Annotated in this window: 14 protein-coding genes; 10 read left to right on the top strand and 4 right to left on the bottom strand. The window is 38.9% G+C overall.

Annotated features, from left to right (window positions below; genetic code table 11):
* Positions 1–409: 409 nt before the first annotated feature.
* Positions 410–823, top strand: a complete 414-nt coding sequence (locus tag HXT55_RS00195) for a transcriptional regulator (RefSeq protein ID WP_004113737.1) — start codon at positions 410–412, stop codon at positions 821–823.
* A gap of 180 nt (positions 824–1,003) precedes the next feature.
* Here HXT55_RS00195 and HXT55_RS00190 read toward each other — a convergent pair whose 3' ends face one another.
* The 3 genes from HXT55_RS00190 to HXT55_RS00180 all read right to left on the bottom strand — a co-directional run bounded on the left by HXT55_RS00190 (position 1,004) and on the right by HXT55_RS00180 (position 3,365).
* Complete coding sequence (locus tag HXT55_RS00190) at positions 1,004–1,375, bottom strand: hypothetical protein (protein WP_004112863.1); 372 nt, start codon at positions 1,373–1,375, stop codon at positions 1,004–1,006.
* Between the two features lie 161 nt (positions 1,376–1,536).
* Positions 1,537–2,697, bottom strand: coding sequence for a hypothetical protein (locus HXT55_RS00185; RefSeq protein ID WP_004113739.1), 1,161 nt, complete (start codon positions 2,695–2,697; stop codon positions 1,537–1,539).
* Positions 2,694–3,365: a response regulator transcription factor gene (locus tag HXT55_RS00180; protein WP_004113741.1), complete on the bottom strand. Its 672-nt coding sequence runs from the start codon at positions 3,363–3,365 to the stop codon at positions 2,694–2,696. The genes HXT55_RS00185 and HXT55_RS00180 overlap by 4 nt, the downstream gene beginning before the upstream one ends.
* Positions 3,366–3,841: 476 nt before the next feature.
* Here HXT55_RS00180 and HXT55_RS00175 point away from each other — a divergent pair, with 476 nt between their 5' ends.
* Genes HXT55_RS00175 through HXT55_RS00160 form a run of 4 tightly spaced genes read left to right on the top strand, consistent with a single transcriptional unit; the run spans position 3,842 to position 7,198 of the window.
* On the top strand, positions 3,842–4,744 hold the full coding sequence (locus HXT55_RS00175) for an efflux RND transporter periplasmic adaptor subunit (protein ID WP_064623616.1): 903 nt from the start codon (positions 3,842–3,844) through the stop codon (positions 4,742–4,744).
* Positions 4,741–5,451, top strand: coding sequence for an ABC transporter ATP-binding protein (locus tag HXT55_RS00170; protein WP_020761632.1), 711 nt, complete (start codon positions 4,741–4,743; stop codon positions 5,449–5,451). Before HXT55_RS00175 ends, HXT55_RS00170 begins: the two co-directional genes overlap by 4 nt.
* On the top strand, positions 5,435–6,646 hold the full coding sequence (locus HXT55_RS00165; RefSeq protein WP_004118109.1) for an ABC transporter permease: 1,212 nt from the start codon (positions 5,435–5,437) through the stop codon (positions 6,644–6,646). The genes HXT55_RS00170 and HXT55_RS00165 overlap by 17 nt, the downstream gene beginning before the upstream one ends.
* Before the next feature lie 27 nt (positions 6,647–6,673).
* Entirely contained in the window at positions 6,674–7,198 is a 525-nt protein-coding gene (locus HXT55_RS00160; protein WP_004118111.1) for a hypothetical protein, read from the top strand.
* A 44-nt stretch (positions 7,199–7,242) separates the two neighbouring features.
* Here HXT55_RS00160 and HXT55_RS00155 read toward each other — a convergent pair whose 3' ends face one another.
* Positions 7,243–8,505: an MFS transporter gene (locus HXT55_RS00155; protein WP_009994082.1), complete on the bottom strand. Its 1,263-nt coding sequence runs from the start codon at positions 8,503–8,505 to the stop codon at positions 7,243–7,245.
* A gap of 463 nt (positions 8,506–8,968) precedes the next feature.
* Here HXT55_RS00155 and HXT55_RS00150 point away from each other — a divergent pair, with 463 nt between their 5' ends.
* From HXT55_RS00150 to HXT55_RS00130, 5 genes are all read left to right on the top strand, one after another.
* Positions 8,969–9,094, top strand: a complete 126-nt coding sequence (locus HXT55_RS00150) for a hypothetical protein (RefSeq protein ID WP_004113751.1) — start codon at positions 8,969–8,971, stop codon at positions 9,092–9,094.
* A 207-nt stretch (positions 9,095–9,301) separates the two neighbouring features.
* Positions 9,302–10,573, top strand: coding sequence for an ABC transporter substrate-binding protein (locus HXT55_RS00145; RefSeq protein ID WP_004113753.1), 1,272 nt, complete (start codon positions 9,302–9,304; stop codon positions 10,571–10,573).
* Positions 10,574–10,657: 84 nt separating this feature from the next.
* Positions 10,658–11,563, top strand: coding sequence for a carbohydrate ABC transporter permease (locus HXT55_RS00140; RefSeq protein ID WP_004118115.1), 906 nt, complete (start codon positions 10,658–10,660; stop codon positions 11,561–11,563).
* Positions 11,563–12,384, top strand: a complete 822-nt coding sequence (locus HXT55_RS00135) for a carbohydrate ABC transporter permease (protein ID WP_004112888.1) — start codon at positions 11,563–11,565, stop codon at positions 12,382–12,384. The genes HXT55_RS00140 and HXT55_RS00135 overlap by 1 nt, the downstream gene beginning before the upstream one ends.
* Before the next feature lie 32 nt (positions 12,385–12,416).
* Positions 12,417–13,796 (top strand): glycoside hydrolase family 13 protein, encoded by a 1,380-nt coding sequence (locus tag HXT55_RS00130; protein WP_421792193.1) that lies wholly within the window; start codon positions 12,417–12,419, stop codon positions 13,794–13,796.
* Positions 13,797–13,821: the final 25 nt, after the last annotated feature.

Genomic DNA, 13,821 nt, shown 5'->3' with positions numbered 1-13,821 from the left:
AATCGTGAGTAGTAAAAGTTACCTAAATTCGCTAGTCAATTTTCCTATCTGCATATTTTCCCATTTTCATATCTCCCTATCTTCCTATCTTGCAAAACTCAAAGTACTTTGGAAAATATCAAATAGAATTGCATTCAATGACGGTTATGCATTTGCGATGATTTTGTATGCAATGCCTATTTACTGAATTGATAAATAGGCATATACTTATATGTGTGAAGCGAAAAGAGTTGGAGAAAAAACTCAATCAGCTTGCAAGAAGTACTAATAGACAAATAACTTGGTCTGAGGGCGGTAATCATAGCAAAGTTTGCATTGGCGAATTGGCTACTACTGTTCCGAGGCATAATGAAATAAATGAGCTTACTGCTAGAAGCATTATTAGATATTTTGAAAGGAACCTGCAGGCATGATAGGAGCAATGAGTGTTACTGAGCATGATAATGCAACAAATTGTTTGCAAAAGGTGACTGCTATAGCTCGCAGATGCGATGACTGGTGGGCTATAGAAGTGCCAGAAATACCAGGATTATTTACTCAAGTACGTAGGCTTGATAAGGTTGCAGCAATGGTAAAAGATGCTGCTGCAACTTTAAATGTTAAAGTCAATTGCGTGGAAGTAACTCCGAAACTTAGTGAGCAAGATGAGCTTATGCTTCAGCGCATGTTAGATGCAAAATCTGCAGCTATAAAAACTCAAGAAGAAGCGTCTATACTTATGCGTGAAACAGTTCGTATACTAAGGAATCAGGGATTGACGGTTCGTGATGTTGCAGAGCTTACGGGGGTTACTCCGCAGCGAATAAGCTCGCTTAAATCTTAGTGATTTAATGCAATGCGGTTGGGGCTATGCACAAGCAAGTTGCTCAGTAGTGTATAAACTCTATGCAAAACAAATCAATAGCGGATAAATAAGTAAAGGTCAAGTCGTAGGATGTGTGGCTACAACTTGACCTTTGAAAATTGCGATATGTTTTTAAGTTAAAATCGCAGTCTAATGCTTTTATTTATTCTTGGCAATTCCAAGAGCTTTTGAACTTTCATCCTTGTCAAGGCCTATAAATAAAAGCACGATTATGCCAATAATCAGCGGAACATAACCGTATCCAGATCCGTGGATTATGCCGAATATTTCCATAAGTCCATTTGCTATTACGGCTAGTGAAGATACTATAAAATATAGTTGAGCGCACCACGGTTTTTTAATGAGAAACATGGTTGCAAGACCAAATAATCCAGCGATAATTTGAGGCACTCCCCATAGATAATCATTACGCATTACAATCAGCGCAATTCCGCTAGCAAGAAATACACCATTGGCTATTGTCCAAAATACGGATGGAATTTGTGCTTTTGTATCTTCTAAATTACTCATATTCTTCTCCTTCTAATACAAGAAAATAATTGTGTATATCAAACCTTTACAACTTATAAATTAATGGCGTGCTAAAAGGTAAACAACATCTTGTCTAGGAAAACCTTTACAAATAATTACTATCTAAAACTGCTTAAGATTCATTAATCTTTTAAACTGAATCAGTAAGCCATACTATCTATACAGTTATGTTCATTTTTGAAAGGAATAACTGCATTACATTCCCAATACTTACCAAAGGCTCGAAAATAGAGTGAACCGCCTAAATGCTTTATGGTATCGCGATGAAGCAAAAGTCCTTTTTGAGATACTGAGCGAATTGCATCTTTACTTTTCCCGCCCAAAAATCGAACATTGAACTGTTTTATAACAATTTGTTTTTCGCGTATCGAAATTCTGATGTAATAAACTAAAGAAGCATATTTTCGCATGTTCAAATATAGTTCTTCGATTAATTCAATAACTTCACAGATGATTTCATTGCTAATGTCTTCAGGAATATCGTTACTAGATATGTTGCATATTGATCTTCCTTTTAATCCACAAGATGTATTGATTGAGTCGTTCATTTGTAGTGTATCTTCAATGTGCTGAATGAACTCGCTTCGAGCATCTTGCTTAGCAGTATTTCCACGTAGAATGTCGATAATATTATGTCCTTCTTCAAAAGCCTGATCTGCCAAATCATTTATTGCCTCAATAGCACTTCGCTGTTTTTTAGAAATAGACTTGTCAAGTAATGCTATTTTACTTTGTAGTGCAATATCTGCAATCTTATTAGTTAATCTATCGTGCATTCGCACAGCCAGATGAAGATTATTAATTGTTTGCTTATCTTTTTCATAAAGAACCATTTTTTGGTGAGAAATGCGCAAAATAATACCAGTGCAAACGCAAAATATATTTATTAAAAGGTAAGCAATAAGATACTTGAAAGACAAAGTTGATAGGTATCGGTATGCAACGTAGTGTAATGCATCTATTACTAAGAATAAAGGTAGTGTAAATTGAATCGGATATAAATACGAAATAAAAACAAATGATATGATGAGCCCGAAAGTTACTGGTGGAAGATTCAGACTAGGAATAACAAGAATGCTGAGATGTACAAAAATATAGCACATGCTCATAAAATGCGGGAGCAAGCAAAGAAACAGATTTATAGCAGCAAGAATCATGTAAACTATGACAAGTTGTATTGTGCTATTGTCGCTATTTGAGTAAATATATGCATCCATTGCGCTCGACAAACATCCCAATAGTAAAAATGTTTTATTGTCAATAAGCTTTTCTCGTAAACGACGCATTAAGAAAATAATCATTGTGTATCATTTCCTAAATATTCATCATGCAGCCATGTAGTAATAAGTTGTGAACGATTTGTCACATTCAATTTTTTGAACACGCGACGAAGGATAGTTTCCACAGTACAAGTTTCAACAAATAAACGTTTGGCGATTTGCGCATTAGTCATGCCTTTACTGCACAACTTTATAATTTCAGTCTCATGATTCGTTAAAGCAAGGCGTCCATTTTTTGGCTTATTTTGCAAACGCTGAAATGCTGTCGTCGTGTCGTCAAAATGAAGATCTCCTATTATTTGTGGCTTGAACGTGCCATTGGCAATACTGCTAAGCATGGCGCAAATAGTTTCTGGGTGGTTCTTTCCAACAATGCCTTGCGCGCCTGCTGTTGATGCTTTTAAAGCATAATCGTTTATAGGGAATGAAGTTATAGCAATTATTATTGGGAGTGAGTATCTTCTTCGCAATTCGTATAATATTTTAATTCCCGAAACCCCAGACATATACATGTCAATTAGCAGCACGTCTGGGCATTGATTTTGACAAAATTGAATTGCTTGATCGGCGTACGCGGATAACCAGCAAATACTGCAGGACGGAACAACCTGTTCAATATATGTTTTTAGGCCGTGTAGACAAAAACAATCATCATCAACAATGCCAACAGTAATATGCTTTGCTATCATATTGCTCCTTCAGAAAAGCATTATTTAAGTAATAATAGTACTTGAATTTGTATGATGAATATCTTGTCTAGGAAAACCTTTACAAAGGTAATCTTATAAAGGTAGGCACTGAGAGCTTACGGGGGTTACTCCGCAGCGAATAAGTTCGCTTAAAGTTTAGTGATTCAATCACAATGTGGTTGAGGTTATAAGCAAATAAATTGTTCAGTAACATATAAACTCTATGCAAAACAAATCATTCTCTGGTATTACGCAAGCTCCAAAAATCATAAATAAAATCATCATTTAGTGTGATGCAAACTCTTTACGGCGATTATAGGCTATTAAGCAAAAGCTGAAATCCTCAATAAAGTGTCAATCATAAAAGCATTAATTGTAGCATTATCAAGCACTTTATTTATTTTGGATCAGTTTGAGAGGCTTGTTTCGACGCATACTATGTGTCTACGAGTTTGGCGAGTAAGGAGATTTGTGTTATGAGTAAGTTTACGAAAGTACTCTTGTTAGCTGCTCTGCCAGCGTGTTTGCTTACTGCATGCGCTGGTAGAGCAGTTGATAATAGTCAGCAGCAGGCATCACATGATTCAGTTCCACTTGTTTCAGTCAAAAAACAGCCTTTAACACAAGTTGTGTCGGGTAAAGCAACAATAGAACAATCGTCTACCTTTGTTATCACTGCTGTAAGTAGGGGGAATTTTTCTCCATCGGTAAAAGCAGGCAGTACTGTAAAAGCTGGAAGTATTTTAGGCTACAATGCTGGTAACAAAATTATTGCTCCCGTAGACGCTAAAGTTGTGTCAGTAGCTGAATCATCTGCGGACGTGCCTAAATCTTTCCCGCTATTCACTCTTAAATATGAAGGTTTTTCAATAAGCCTTAATGCAAAAGCTTTACTTCGTTCTGCGGATATTACAGATGTTAAAGGTCGCTTCCAAGTTGAAGACGGTGTTGGACCAACCAATTGTTTGCAAATAGTACAAAGCGGTGGAACTTCTACCGATGTTGCAGCCTCGGGTAGTAGCAAGAATGATAATGCTGATTCAACTCAAACAGATGAGTCGAGTGCGCAAAGTAAACCCAGTGTATCGTCAAAAGTTTTAACGTGTTTAATAGATAAAAGCGCAGAAGTAGAATCAGGTCAAAATGCGACGCTTGTTTTTAATGGCAAGCATAAACAATCCGTTCTAACTCTGCCTGTTAGTGCGATTGCTGGAAGAGTTCAAAAAGGCTTAGTCTCATACAAGAAAGGCGATAATTGGGAGCGTAAAGAAGTTGGTCTTGGAATCAGTGACGGCGCTAATATTGAAATTACGTCTGGTTTGCATGAGGGTGATGTTGTAGCAGGTGTTTCTCCTGATCTCATTCCAGGAGTGCAATGATTATGGAGAACAATCCTGTTCCACTGGTTGAACTACAAGACGTGTCAGCGCGTGTAAAACTAGGCAATGGAGAATGGCTTACCACTGTTAACTCTGCTTCTATGTTACTTAATCAAGGTGAAACATACGCGGTAGTTGGCAGGTCTGGATCTGGCAAAACGAGTCTTATTTCTATTATTGGATTTTTGAATAAAAATTTTACTGGAAAATACTATTATTCTGGCAAGTCAATCCAAAAGTGTAGTGATAGTACAGTATCGCATATGCGCGCTCGAAATATTGGTTTTGTTTTTCAAAACTATTCTCTCATTAAGCATTTAAGTATTAGAGAAAATGTTGAGTTGCCGCTTTTATACGCGGGACTACAACAAAGCAAGCAGACAAGAAGAAAAACTATAGAAGAAGCATTATGTGATGTTGGATTGCAAGATAAACTAAACGAATACCCTGGAAGGCTATCAGGCGGTGAACAGCAGAGAGTCGCGATAGCGCGTGCTCTCGTCACTAATCCCGAATTACTTATTTGCGATGAGCCAACTGGTGCGCTCGATAGTAGTACGGGAGAAAAAGTGCTTCAAGTGTTGCATGATCGTGTTCAAGAATCTGGAACAACATTACTATTAGTCACTCATGATATGAAAGTGGCTCGTTCTTGCTCTCACATTTTTACTATGGAAGGCGGTGTTCTTTATGATCATGCTGCTTAAAGATTTGCGCCTGTCTCCTATGAGATCCTTCCTCACAGGTTTTTCAATGTTTATCGGCATCATTGCCGTTATTGCGTCAGTGCTTATCGGCACGGTTGGTAAGGACTATCTTATTGCAACTAACGAACAGCTAAACGGTCGTAGACCAACATACGAGATTACTTTTTCAGCACAAAATTTTGACGAATATTCAGTATTTAACAAATTCTTAAATCGCATTGAATCCGCAAACCGTAACGCTAACGTTATGCTACAAACAAACACTGGACTACTGTTTAGCGCTTCTATGCCAGCCTCGAAGAGTGTAAAAATAAGCAAAGAATATAAGACTGGCAATCTTCAATATGCTGACGCTGTTTACACTACGGCAGGATACAACAAAGTTTATAACTTACCTATTGTAAGTGGAAGATGGTTTAGTAATAGCGCTAAAAGCAACGCATTAGAAATGGTAGTAAACCAATCTGCTAGCAAAAGATACAAGATTGGTGAAGTAGCATTTATTACTTCTCGCAAAACAACACAAATGAGTCCTATAAGGATTGTTGGAGTTGTGAACGATGGCGTAGACTCAGCAAAAGTATACGTGAATATTCTAGGATTATTACGTTATGCTCCAACTCTTTGGGAATATTCTGGAAAAGAAGCTCAAGGCTCAATCTACTGGTTGAATAAAGAAAATCGTTCTCAAAAATCAATTAAATCTTATGTTTCAGATGCTCTTTACGACTGTTGTGGTGGACAAGTAAACGAAATTAGAAGACATGATAATAGTGATGATTACGAGAATGTTATAACAGTATTGCAATTAAGTTTTGCTATCGTAGCAGCATTATTGCTTTTTGTTTCCGCGCTAGGTTTAATCAATATTGGTTTAGCATCGTTGGAGCAGCGCACACATGAACTGCTTATACGCAGAGCCTTGGGTGCTACTAGATGGTCTATTGCTTCACTCGTGTTAGGAAGTGCGATTATTTTAGCGCTGATAGTTTCGATTGCTGCTGTCGCTGTTTCTTTTGGACTTGTGTCTATAGCATCAAGTTTTTGGGATGCAGCAAGCCCAGTTAGTCCGCCAGTTTACCCATATGAAGCCGCTATTGGAGCTGTTATTGCGGCTTTTATTACAGCGCTTGCTGGAAGTGTGGTGCCGGCAATAAAAGCATCACGTTTACAACCAGCATTAGCATTGCGTTAATTTTCAAAAAATAAGAAAGAAGGAATAATGAATAATCATACTATTGGTAAAGCAACTCTTATTGTTGGTGTGCTTAGTGCGCTTCTTATGTTTAATGCGTGTGGAGGAATAGGCAACAATAATGCGAGTGGTATGGGTGGCGCGCGCTCGCAAAATAGTTCGCCTAGAGAGACTGTTGATTTTGCTCATATAGAGAAGGAATATCAGGAATCTGTGGCAAAGCTTAGTTGGCCTGAAAAATATAAAGCTCCTGCAAACTTGGTTGGAGAAGAAAAAGACGCTCAGTTCCAGAGTGGATATGGTGATACGCAAGCATCTAATTATTATCAGTGTGCTTGGGAACGGCAATGGTTAGACACGTATGCTAGTGATGAACAAGCGGCAAGTAAAGCTTTGCATGAGCTTGAAAAAGTGCCTAGCATGCCGTTTATGGGTCCAGATCGTTGTGATGATGCAACGCGAAACTTTTTCAAAGAGCACATGCGTAAAGCAAAACTAGGAGATCCGTCAGGATTCCAACAGGATGTGCAAACTAATTGTCCTGTGATGTAATTGCATTTGTATAGCTTTATTGTGCTTACGCGCTAAATAGCTTGTTATATGCTTCTTTTTACCCATGTTGATGGTGTCCAATAATCTTTGGTAAGCATTGATGGGTATGTTTGTTTACGAGCTTGAATAATCCATAAGGCTATACCTGTTGAAACAAGTATTACGCCAGCTGCAATCATTATGAATAATGATGAATTTAGATTTCCCCATGCTAGTACGCTTGCATACCCTACGATAATGCCGCATTGCTCCATAATAGAAGTAAAAGTAGTAGTTGCGCCGAGAATGTGTGTCGGTATGCCATCGAGAAGAGCTGTTTGCCCATAGACAATAGTTGCGTCAAAAATAATACCTGCAATGAAAGCAGAGCAAAGAAAAAGAGCAATCCAATTATTAAGTGCGAAAATAAGTAAAGGAATAGAAAGGAATCCAGGTAATAAAATAGAGTATAAAATCTCATAATGCAGCACAATATATTTGCATAATAGCGAACCTACAATCATGCCAATGTTAAATATGCTGACTATTGATCCCCACGTGGATGCCGAATGAAAAAGCGTGAGACAATGGTGTGCTCCCATTAGTCTGAATGCAGCAAGCCATGAGCCTGATTGTAATGCTGATACTACTCCTAAGACTATTAACCATGGTGTAGATTTCATATAGTGTAAAGAAGCTGCAAAACCAGCAGTTTTATTGCTTCCTGTCTTCGTATTGTTTGAGCTATTTTGTGCTTGCTGGTTTAGATTAACTAACAGTAGAGGTAACGCCGCTAATATCATCACAATAGCAATGCTCGTAAAGAAAATGAGCGGATTACATATATCAACAAATATGCCAGTAATCGCTGGTGCAGCAAGCCTGCTGAGATTAATCCACATACGCATGCTTGCTAAAAATTTGGTTTTTTCGCCAGTTGGCGCGCTATATGCCATTAATACTTTTTGATTAGGCGAAGAAAATGCAGTAAAGAATCCGAATATTATGCCGAGTAGTGTAACCGTAATAGCAATAAGATTATGCTGTGCTACTAAAGCGAAACCGTATCCAGTACACAACAAGGCAAAACAAAACGTTAGCGCTATAAACAATCTAGTTGGTGGATATTTATCTGCGATAATGCCGCCAAGCGGTGCTGCTATGCAGGTCATAAGTGCTACGGACACCGCGTTAAGTGCTGCGTGAGATAAGTCGACATGTATTAAAAGATATAGGCTTACGCCAAATCTACAGCTCGTTAAAAGAAAAGCATTAAGCGATAAAACGGCAATAATAAGAGTCGTGCGAATCCGTGCCGCAGCGTTCATTTCCTTCTCTTTTTTCTTTCTTTCATGTTATGAATGTCTTTCATATTCTGAATGATATATGCCTCTTGATATACACCTTTTTCTGGACTGTGAGTGAAATGAGTGTTTTATTGCAGTGTTTTACTCTTAACTACTCTTAACTGTGCTGAGCCCTACTCTCGTATGGCTTTGTTGGGTTTTCTTTGTGTTTATTGTGGTGTTTCATTCCGAAATACTCCGAAATGTATTTACTTTTGCGCTTTGTTGTTTGTGTCGTGATTCGAATTGCTGCAGTTTGCAAACAAGATATATAACTACTGGCGATAGTAGGAGAGGAAGCTGGAGAGTTTGCCCATTGCATCGCGAAGCGTTTGCAAGCGCGGTAAGTAGATAACGTGTAATTATTTTAAGGTATTGACGTTTGTTTAACAATGTAGTAAATTGATTTACAAGAGTTTAGCATTGCAGTTCAAAGGAGACTGAAATGGAGAGAATGCCTAAAGGTAAAAAGTTCCAATTTAAGGCATTGCTTGATGACAAACAGTGGGTATCTAAAGATAATGTCTTCGGAGTTGGAGGGGAGGAGGTAGAAACAAGCGTGCATTTTTGATTTGGTGTCTGTGTGAACATGACATGTAGATTTATATGAGCCAGTGTTTGCGGCAATTAAAAAACTGTTTGCTTGTTATGTAGTCATACAACAAAGAATAAAAAAATTACTAGTTTGTTTTCTGATGCTTTAGAGAATAGTTCGTCACCCATTTTCTAAATGCAAAATGAGTGCAAGTTAACATATGCAGATAAAAAGAAGGTTACAATGAAGAAACTTACAAAAATATGTGCATTAATCGGTGCTGCTGCAATGATTATTAGCGCAGGTGCGTGTGGTAGTGCAAAATCATCCGACGCTAATGGTTCAACACAGCTTACCATTTGGCATTATTGGGATGGCGCTAATGCCGATACCTTTGATGCAATGGTGAAGGATTTTAATGCTTCGCATAAAAATATTAAGATTAAGACTGCGAGCGTCCCGAACTCTGATTTTATGACGAAGCTTCGTGCATCGGCTTCGTCGAAGAGCTTGCCAGATATTTCTATAAGTGATTTGGTATGGGTGCCACAGATTGCAAAAATGGGCAATTTGACTGATCTTTCTAAGGTTATTAGCTCGAAAACGCTCGATGATGTGACTCCTGCATTGATTGACTATGGTCATATTGACGGCAAACAAGTTTCTGTGCCAGTTACTGCCAATAATCTTGCGTACATGTACAACAAGGACGTTTATAAAGCAGCTGGGTTAGATCCTAACAAACCACCACAAACATGGGATGAGTTGAAGAAAGTTGCAAAGACGATCAAGGAAAAGACAGGCAAGCCAGGGTATGATTTGCTTACTCAAGCAGGAGATAACGGCGAAGGTTTAACTTGGAACTTCCAGGTCAACTTGTGGCAAGCTGGCGGCGAATTCTTGACAAAGGATAATTCTAAGGCTGCATTCAATACGCCAGAAGGCAAGAAGGCTATGAACTTCTGGGTGGATCTTATCAAGAGCGGCGTGAGCCCATATGCTAAGTGGGGCGAATTTGAAAAGGGCAAGGGTGGTTCTGCTCAGGAAGGTAGCTGGATGGTTGGCATCTGGGCGCCAGATCCACCATTTGATTTCGGTGTAGCGAAAGCCCCTCATCCAAAGGATGGCAAGGAAGCAACTAATCTCGGTGGTGAACAAGCAATCGTCTTCCATAATTCTGACGCTCGTGCTAAAGCTGCTGGCGAATTCTTGAACTGGTTCTTGCAGCCAGAACAGGTGATCAAGTGGTCGCAAAAGACTGGCATGCTTCCTGTAACGAAGAGTGTTGCAAAGTCTGATAAGTATTTGGATTGGGTTAAGAAGGAACAGCCTCGTTTAATTCCGTTTGTGGAACAAATGGAGATTGCTCATACACGTCCAAATACGCCATTGTATCCAAAAATTTCCTTTGAATTTGCAAAGGCTGTGGAGAAGGCTTTCGCTGGAGAGCAGAGTGTTGACGAAGCGCTTGCGAATGCTGAAAAGGCAGTTAACGACGTGATTGCCAAAGGCTGATTGCATAAATACTGCGCCGATAGCTGGGTCAAAGGAAATGAAGTTGACTCAGCTATCGGGGTTCTTTGCATCAAGGAGTATGTAATGAAAAAACGTCATTTTCTCAAGTCTGCGCACAGGCACTACCAGAAAGATCAAGTAATATGTGCTGCGGTATTCTTGTTGCCAGCAGTGCTTATTATTGGTGGTTTCGTGCTGTACCCTGTGTTGTCTGCTGTATATATTTCACTAACATCGTGGGATGGATTCTCTCCAGAAAAGAAATTTATTGGCTTGGGAAACTATGTTCGTCTTTTCCAAGATCCTGAGTTTTTCAATAGCTTAATGGTAACGGTTATTTATGCTGCTGGTGTATGTGTATTAAGTGTGCTGACTGGATTGTTGCTCGCGCTTTTGCTTGATGCGCCTATACGAGGTAGGAGTATTTATCGTAGTATTTACTTCCTTCCAGTGGTTACATCTTCTGTGGCTGCAGCCATTGTGTGGAAATATATGCTCGATCCTTCTGGATTCGTGAACAGTGTGTTGATGAAATTCAATATACACGGACCAGATTGGTTACAAAATCGTTGGCTTGCGCTTATTGCATTAATTCTTTTGACCGTGTGGAAAAATATTGGTTTTAACGCTATTTTGTATTTAACTGCGTTACAAGCATTGCCAAAAAGCGTGTATGAAGCGGCTGCATTAGATGGAGCTACTGGGTGGCAAAAATTATGGAAGATTACTTTCCCATTGCTATCTCCAATGACGTTTTTTGTAGTAGTTCAGGCATTAGTAACGAGCTTCCAATCCTTCGACCTTGCATACATGCTCACTGGTGGCGGTCCTCGCGGAGGCACGGAAGTGCTTGGCATGATGATGTATCGTGATGCGTTCAAGCTCGGTGATTTTGGCTATGGAACAGCAATAGCGTTCATTACGCTTGCGCTAGTGCTAGGCGTGACGATGATTCAATGGAAAGTTTCTGGAGCACAAGGAGAAGAATAATGAAGTCATCATTATGGTCGCGTTTGGCGCGTCATGCGATTCTGATTTTAGGTTCAGCAACAGTAATCATTCCATTTTTGTGGATGTTCACTACTTCTTTGCAAATGCGTGCTGAAACATACACGAATACTTCAATTTTTCCTACATCATGGCATTGGGAAAACTATATTCACGCTTGGCAAGCGGCGCCGTTTGCGCAATATTATTGGAATACGCTATTGATGACGGTAGGAATTGTTGTAGGACATTTAATATTTGATGCCTTTGCCGCCTACGCTTTTGCGCGATTAGAATTTCCTTTGAAGAAAACAATATTCATTCTGCTGCTTTCTGCATTGATGATTCCTAATTTTGTGATTGTTATTCCGTCTTATGAGATAGTCGCTAATTTGGGATGGGTTGATACGCTGTATGCTTTGATTGTTCCTAGACTTGCAGATGTGTTTGGCATTATTTTACTTCGCCAATATTTTGCAACAATTCCTCGAGAGCTTGATGAGGCAGCGCGCATTGACGGTTGTGGCAGGTTTGGAATATTCTTCAAAGTAATCGTTCCATTGTCGTCCCCAGCGTTTGCGACGCTTGGTATTTTTAGTTTTCTCTTTGCGTGGAATGATTTCCTTTGGCCGTTATTGGTTACGAATACGGATGAAACTCGTACAATTCAGATTGGTTTAGCATCCTTCGTAGGGCGTTACGGAACCTCTTGGAATTATTTGATGGCAGGAACTTTGACTGCAACAATACCAAGTATTATTGTGTTCCTTTTCTTCCAACGTGCGCTTGTTAGAGGAATTGCCAATACTGGTATGAAAGATTAGAAATTGTAGAAAAATTAAGGATGGGGTTTATTATGTCTATACCACAGTGGTTGCCTGATGCAAGATTTTATCAGATTTTTCCTGATCGTTTCTATCGTTGTGAAGGCTACGGTATGCTAACTGAAGGTCATGTGCCGCTTGATCCATGGGATGCTGAGCCTACGCGTGAGAATTTCTTAGGTGGTAATATTGCTGGAATTACAGAAAAACTTGATTATATTCATGATTTAGGTTGCAATGCGCTCTATTTGAATCCAATTTTTTCTGCTGCAACAAATCATCGTTATGACGCAAACGATTATTTTAAAATCGATCCACTTTTAGGAACTCTTGAAGATTTCCATACATTGGTAGATGAAGCGCATAAGCGGAATATACGTATAGTACTAGATGCAGTTTTAAATCATTGTGGTAAAACTCATTGGATGTTTCAAGATGTTGTTACAAATGAAGAGAATTCAGAATATGTTAATTATTTTTCAGTGAAAAACTTTCCAGTTAAGTCATTGCCTGTGCCTAATTATAAAACCTGTTCTGGTTGTGAATATCTACCGAAGTGGAATGTGTTTAATCCAAAGGTGCGTGAGCATCATTTTAATGTTGCGAAATATTGGATTGATCAAGGTATCGACGGTTATCGTCTTGATGTTCCATATTTTATTTATCCAGAATTTTGGCAGGATTTTAGGCAAGTTGTTAAATCAAAAAATTCAGAATTATGTTTGATAGCTGAAGAATGGAGAGACCCTGCTCAATGGTTGCAAGGAGACACTACCGATAGCACAATGAATTATACTCTGCGTGATTTAGTTTTAGGTTTTACTGCAACAAAGCGATTCAATGCATACGATTTTGTTAATGGTATTAACCGTCTTCAGGAGCGCATACCGTATGGATATCACCATGGGATGATGAATTTGTTGGGTAGTCACGATACTGAGCGTGTTTTAACTGCGCATCAAAATAATACTGAGGATTGCATAACTGCCTACTGTTGCATGTTTGCCTGCGAAGGTGCTCCGATGATTTATTACGGTGATGAACTTGGTATGGTTGGCGATAATGATCCAGGGTGCCGTTCTGGCATGCAGTGGGATAGTCTTGATACAAATGCTGAAATATTCCGTACAATTGTTCAATTAAATGCATTGCGACGTGATCATATTGCGTTGCGAAGGGGTACGCAAAGTTGTTACGCTGTTGATGGAGATACTGTCATTATTTCGCGAGAGCATAAGGAAGAATCTCTTTTGATGATTATTTCACGTAGTAGTTTATTAGAGTATAATTCATCGAAGCTACCTCAACAATTGCAAAATAATAATTGGCGAATTATAAATGGTGTAACTGTTGGAGATAGTTGGCGCCCTAATAAAGATAATTCTATGATCGTATTGCAGGCTCAACAGTAAAAATAATGTAGAAGTAAGAAGTGTG

Origin of the sequence: Gardnerella sp. KA00718, assembly GCF_049244285.1 — a bacterium.
GTDB lineage: Bacteria > Actinomycetota > Actinomycetes > Actinomycetales > Bifidobacteriaceae > Bifidobacterium > Bifidobacterium vaginale.
Note: the sequence above shows the minus strand (reverse complement) of the source record. Positions and strands in the feature narration are given on the sequence as shown.

What these genes read in the sequence shown, in the direction of transcription:
- HXT55_RS00160 (WP_004118111.1), top strand. Translation starts at nt 6,674, where the DNA reads ATGAATAATCATACTATTGGTAAAGCAACTCTTATTGTTGGTGTGCTT.
- HXT55_RS00150 (WP_004113751.1), top strand. Translation starts at nt 8,969, where the DNA reads ATGGAGAGAATGCCTAAAGGTAAAAAGTTCCAATTTAAGGCATTGCTT.
- HXT55_RS00195 (WP_004113737.1), top strand. Translation starts at nt 410, where the DNA reads ATGATAGGAGCAATGAGTGTTACTGAGCATGATAATGCAACAAATTGT.
- HXT55_RS00175 (WP_064623616.1), top strand. Translation starts at nt 3,842, where the DNA reads ATGAGTAAGTTTACGAAAGTACTCTTGTTAGCTGCTCTGCCAGCGTGT.
- HXT55_RS00170 (WP_020761632.1), top strand. Translation starts at nt 4,741, where the DNA reads ATGATTATGGAGAACAATCCTGTTCCACTGGTTGAACTACAAGACGTG.
- HXT55_RS00130 (WP_421792193.1), top strand. Translation starts at nt 12,417, where the DNA reads ATGTCTATACCACAGTGGTTGCCTGATGCAAGATTTTATCAGATTTTT.
- HXT55_RS00140 (WP_004118115.1), top strand. Translation starts at nt 10,658, where the DNA reads ATGAAAAAACGTCATTTTCTCAAGTCTGCGCACAGGCACTACCAGAAA.
- HXT55_RS00145 (WP_004113753.1), top strand. Translation starts at nt 9,302, where the DNA reads ATGAAGAAACTTACAAAAATATGTGCATTAATCGGTGCTGCTGCAATG.
- HXT55_RS00155 (WP_009994082.1), bottom strand. Translation starts at nt 8,505, where the DNA reads ATGAACGCTGCGGCACGGATTCGCACGACTCTTATTATTGCCGTTTTA.
- HXT55_RS00180 (WP_004113741.1), bottom strand. Translation starts at nt 3,365, where the DNA reads ATGATAGCAAAGCATATTACTGTTGGCATTGTTGATGATGATTGTTTT.
- HXT55_RS00190 (WP_004112863.1), bottom strand. Translation starts at nt 1,375, where the DNA reads ATGAGTAATTTAGAAGATACAAAAGCACAAATTCCATCCGTATTTTGG.
- HXT55_RS00165 (WP_004118109.1), top strand. Translation starts at nt 5,435, where the DNA reads ATGATCATGCTGCTTAAAGATTTGCGCCTGTCTCCTATGAGATCCTTC.
- HXT55_RS00135 (WP_004112888.1), top strand. Translation starts at nt 11,563, where the DNA reads ATGAAGTCATCATTATGGTCGCGTTTGGCGCGTCATGCGATTCTGATT.
- HXT55_RS00185 (WP_004113739.1), bottom strand. Translation starts at nt 2,697, where the DNA reads ATGATTATTTTCTTAATGCGTCGTTTACGAGAAAAGCTTATTGACAAT.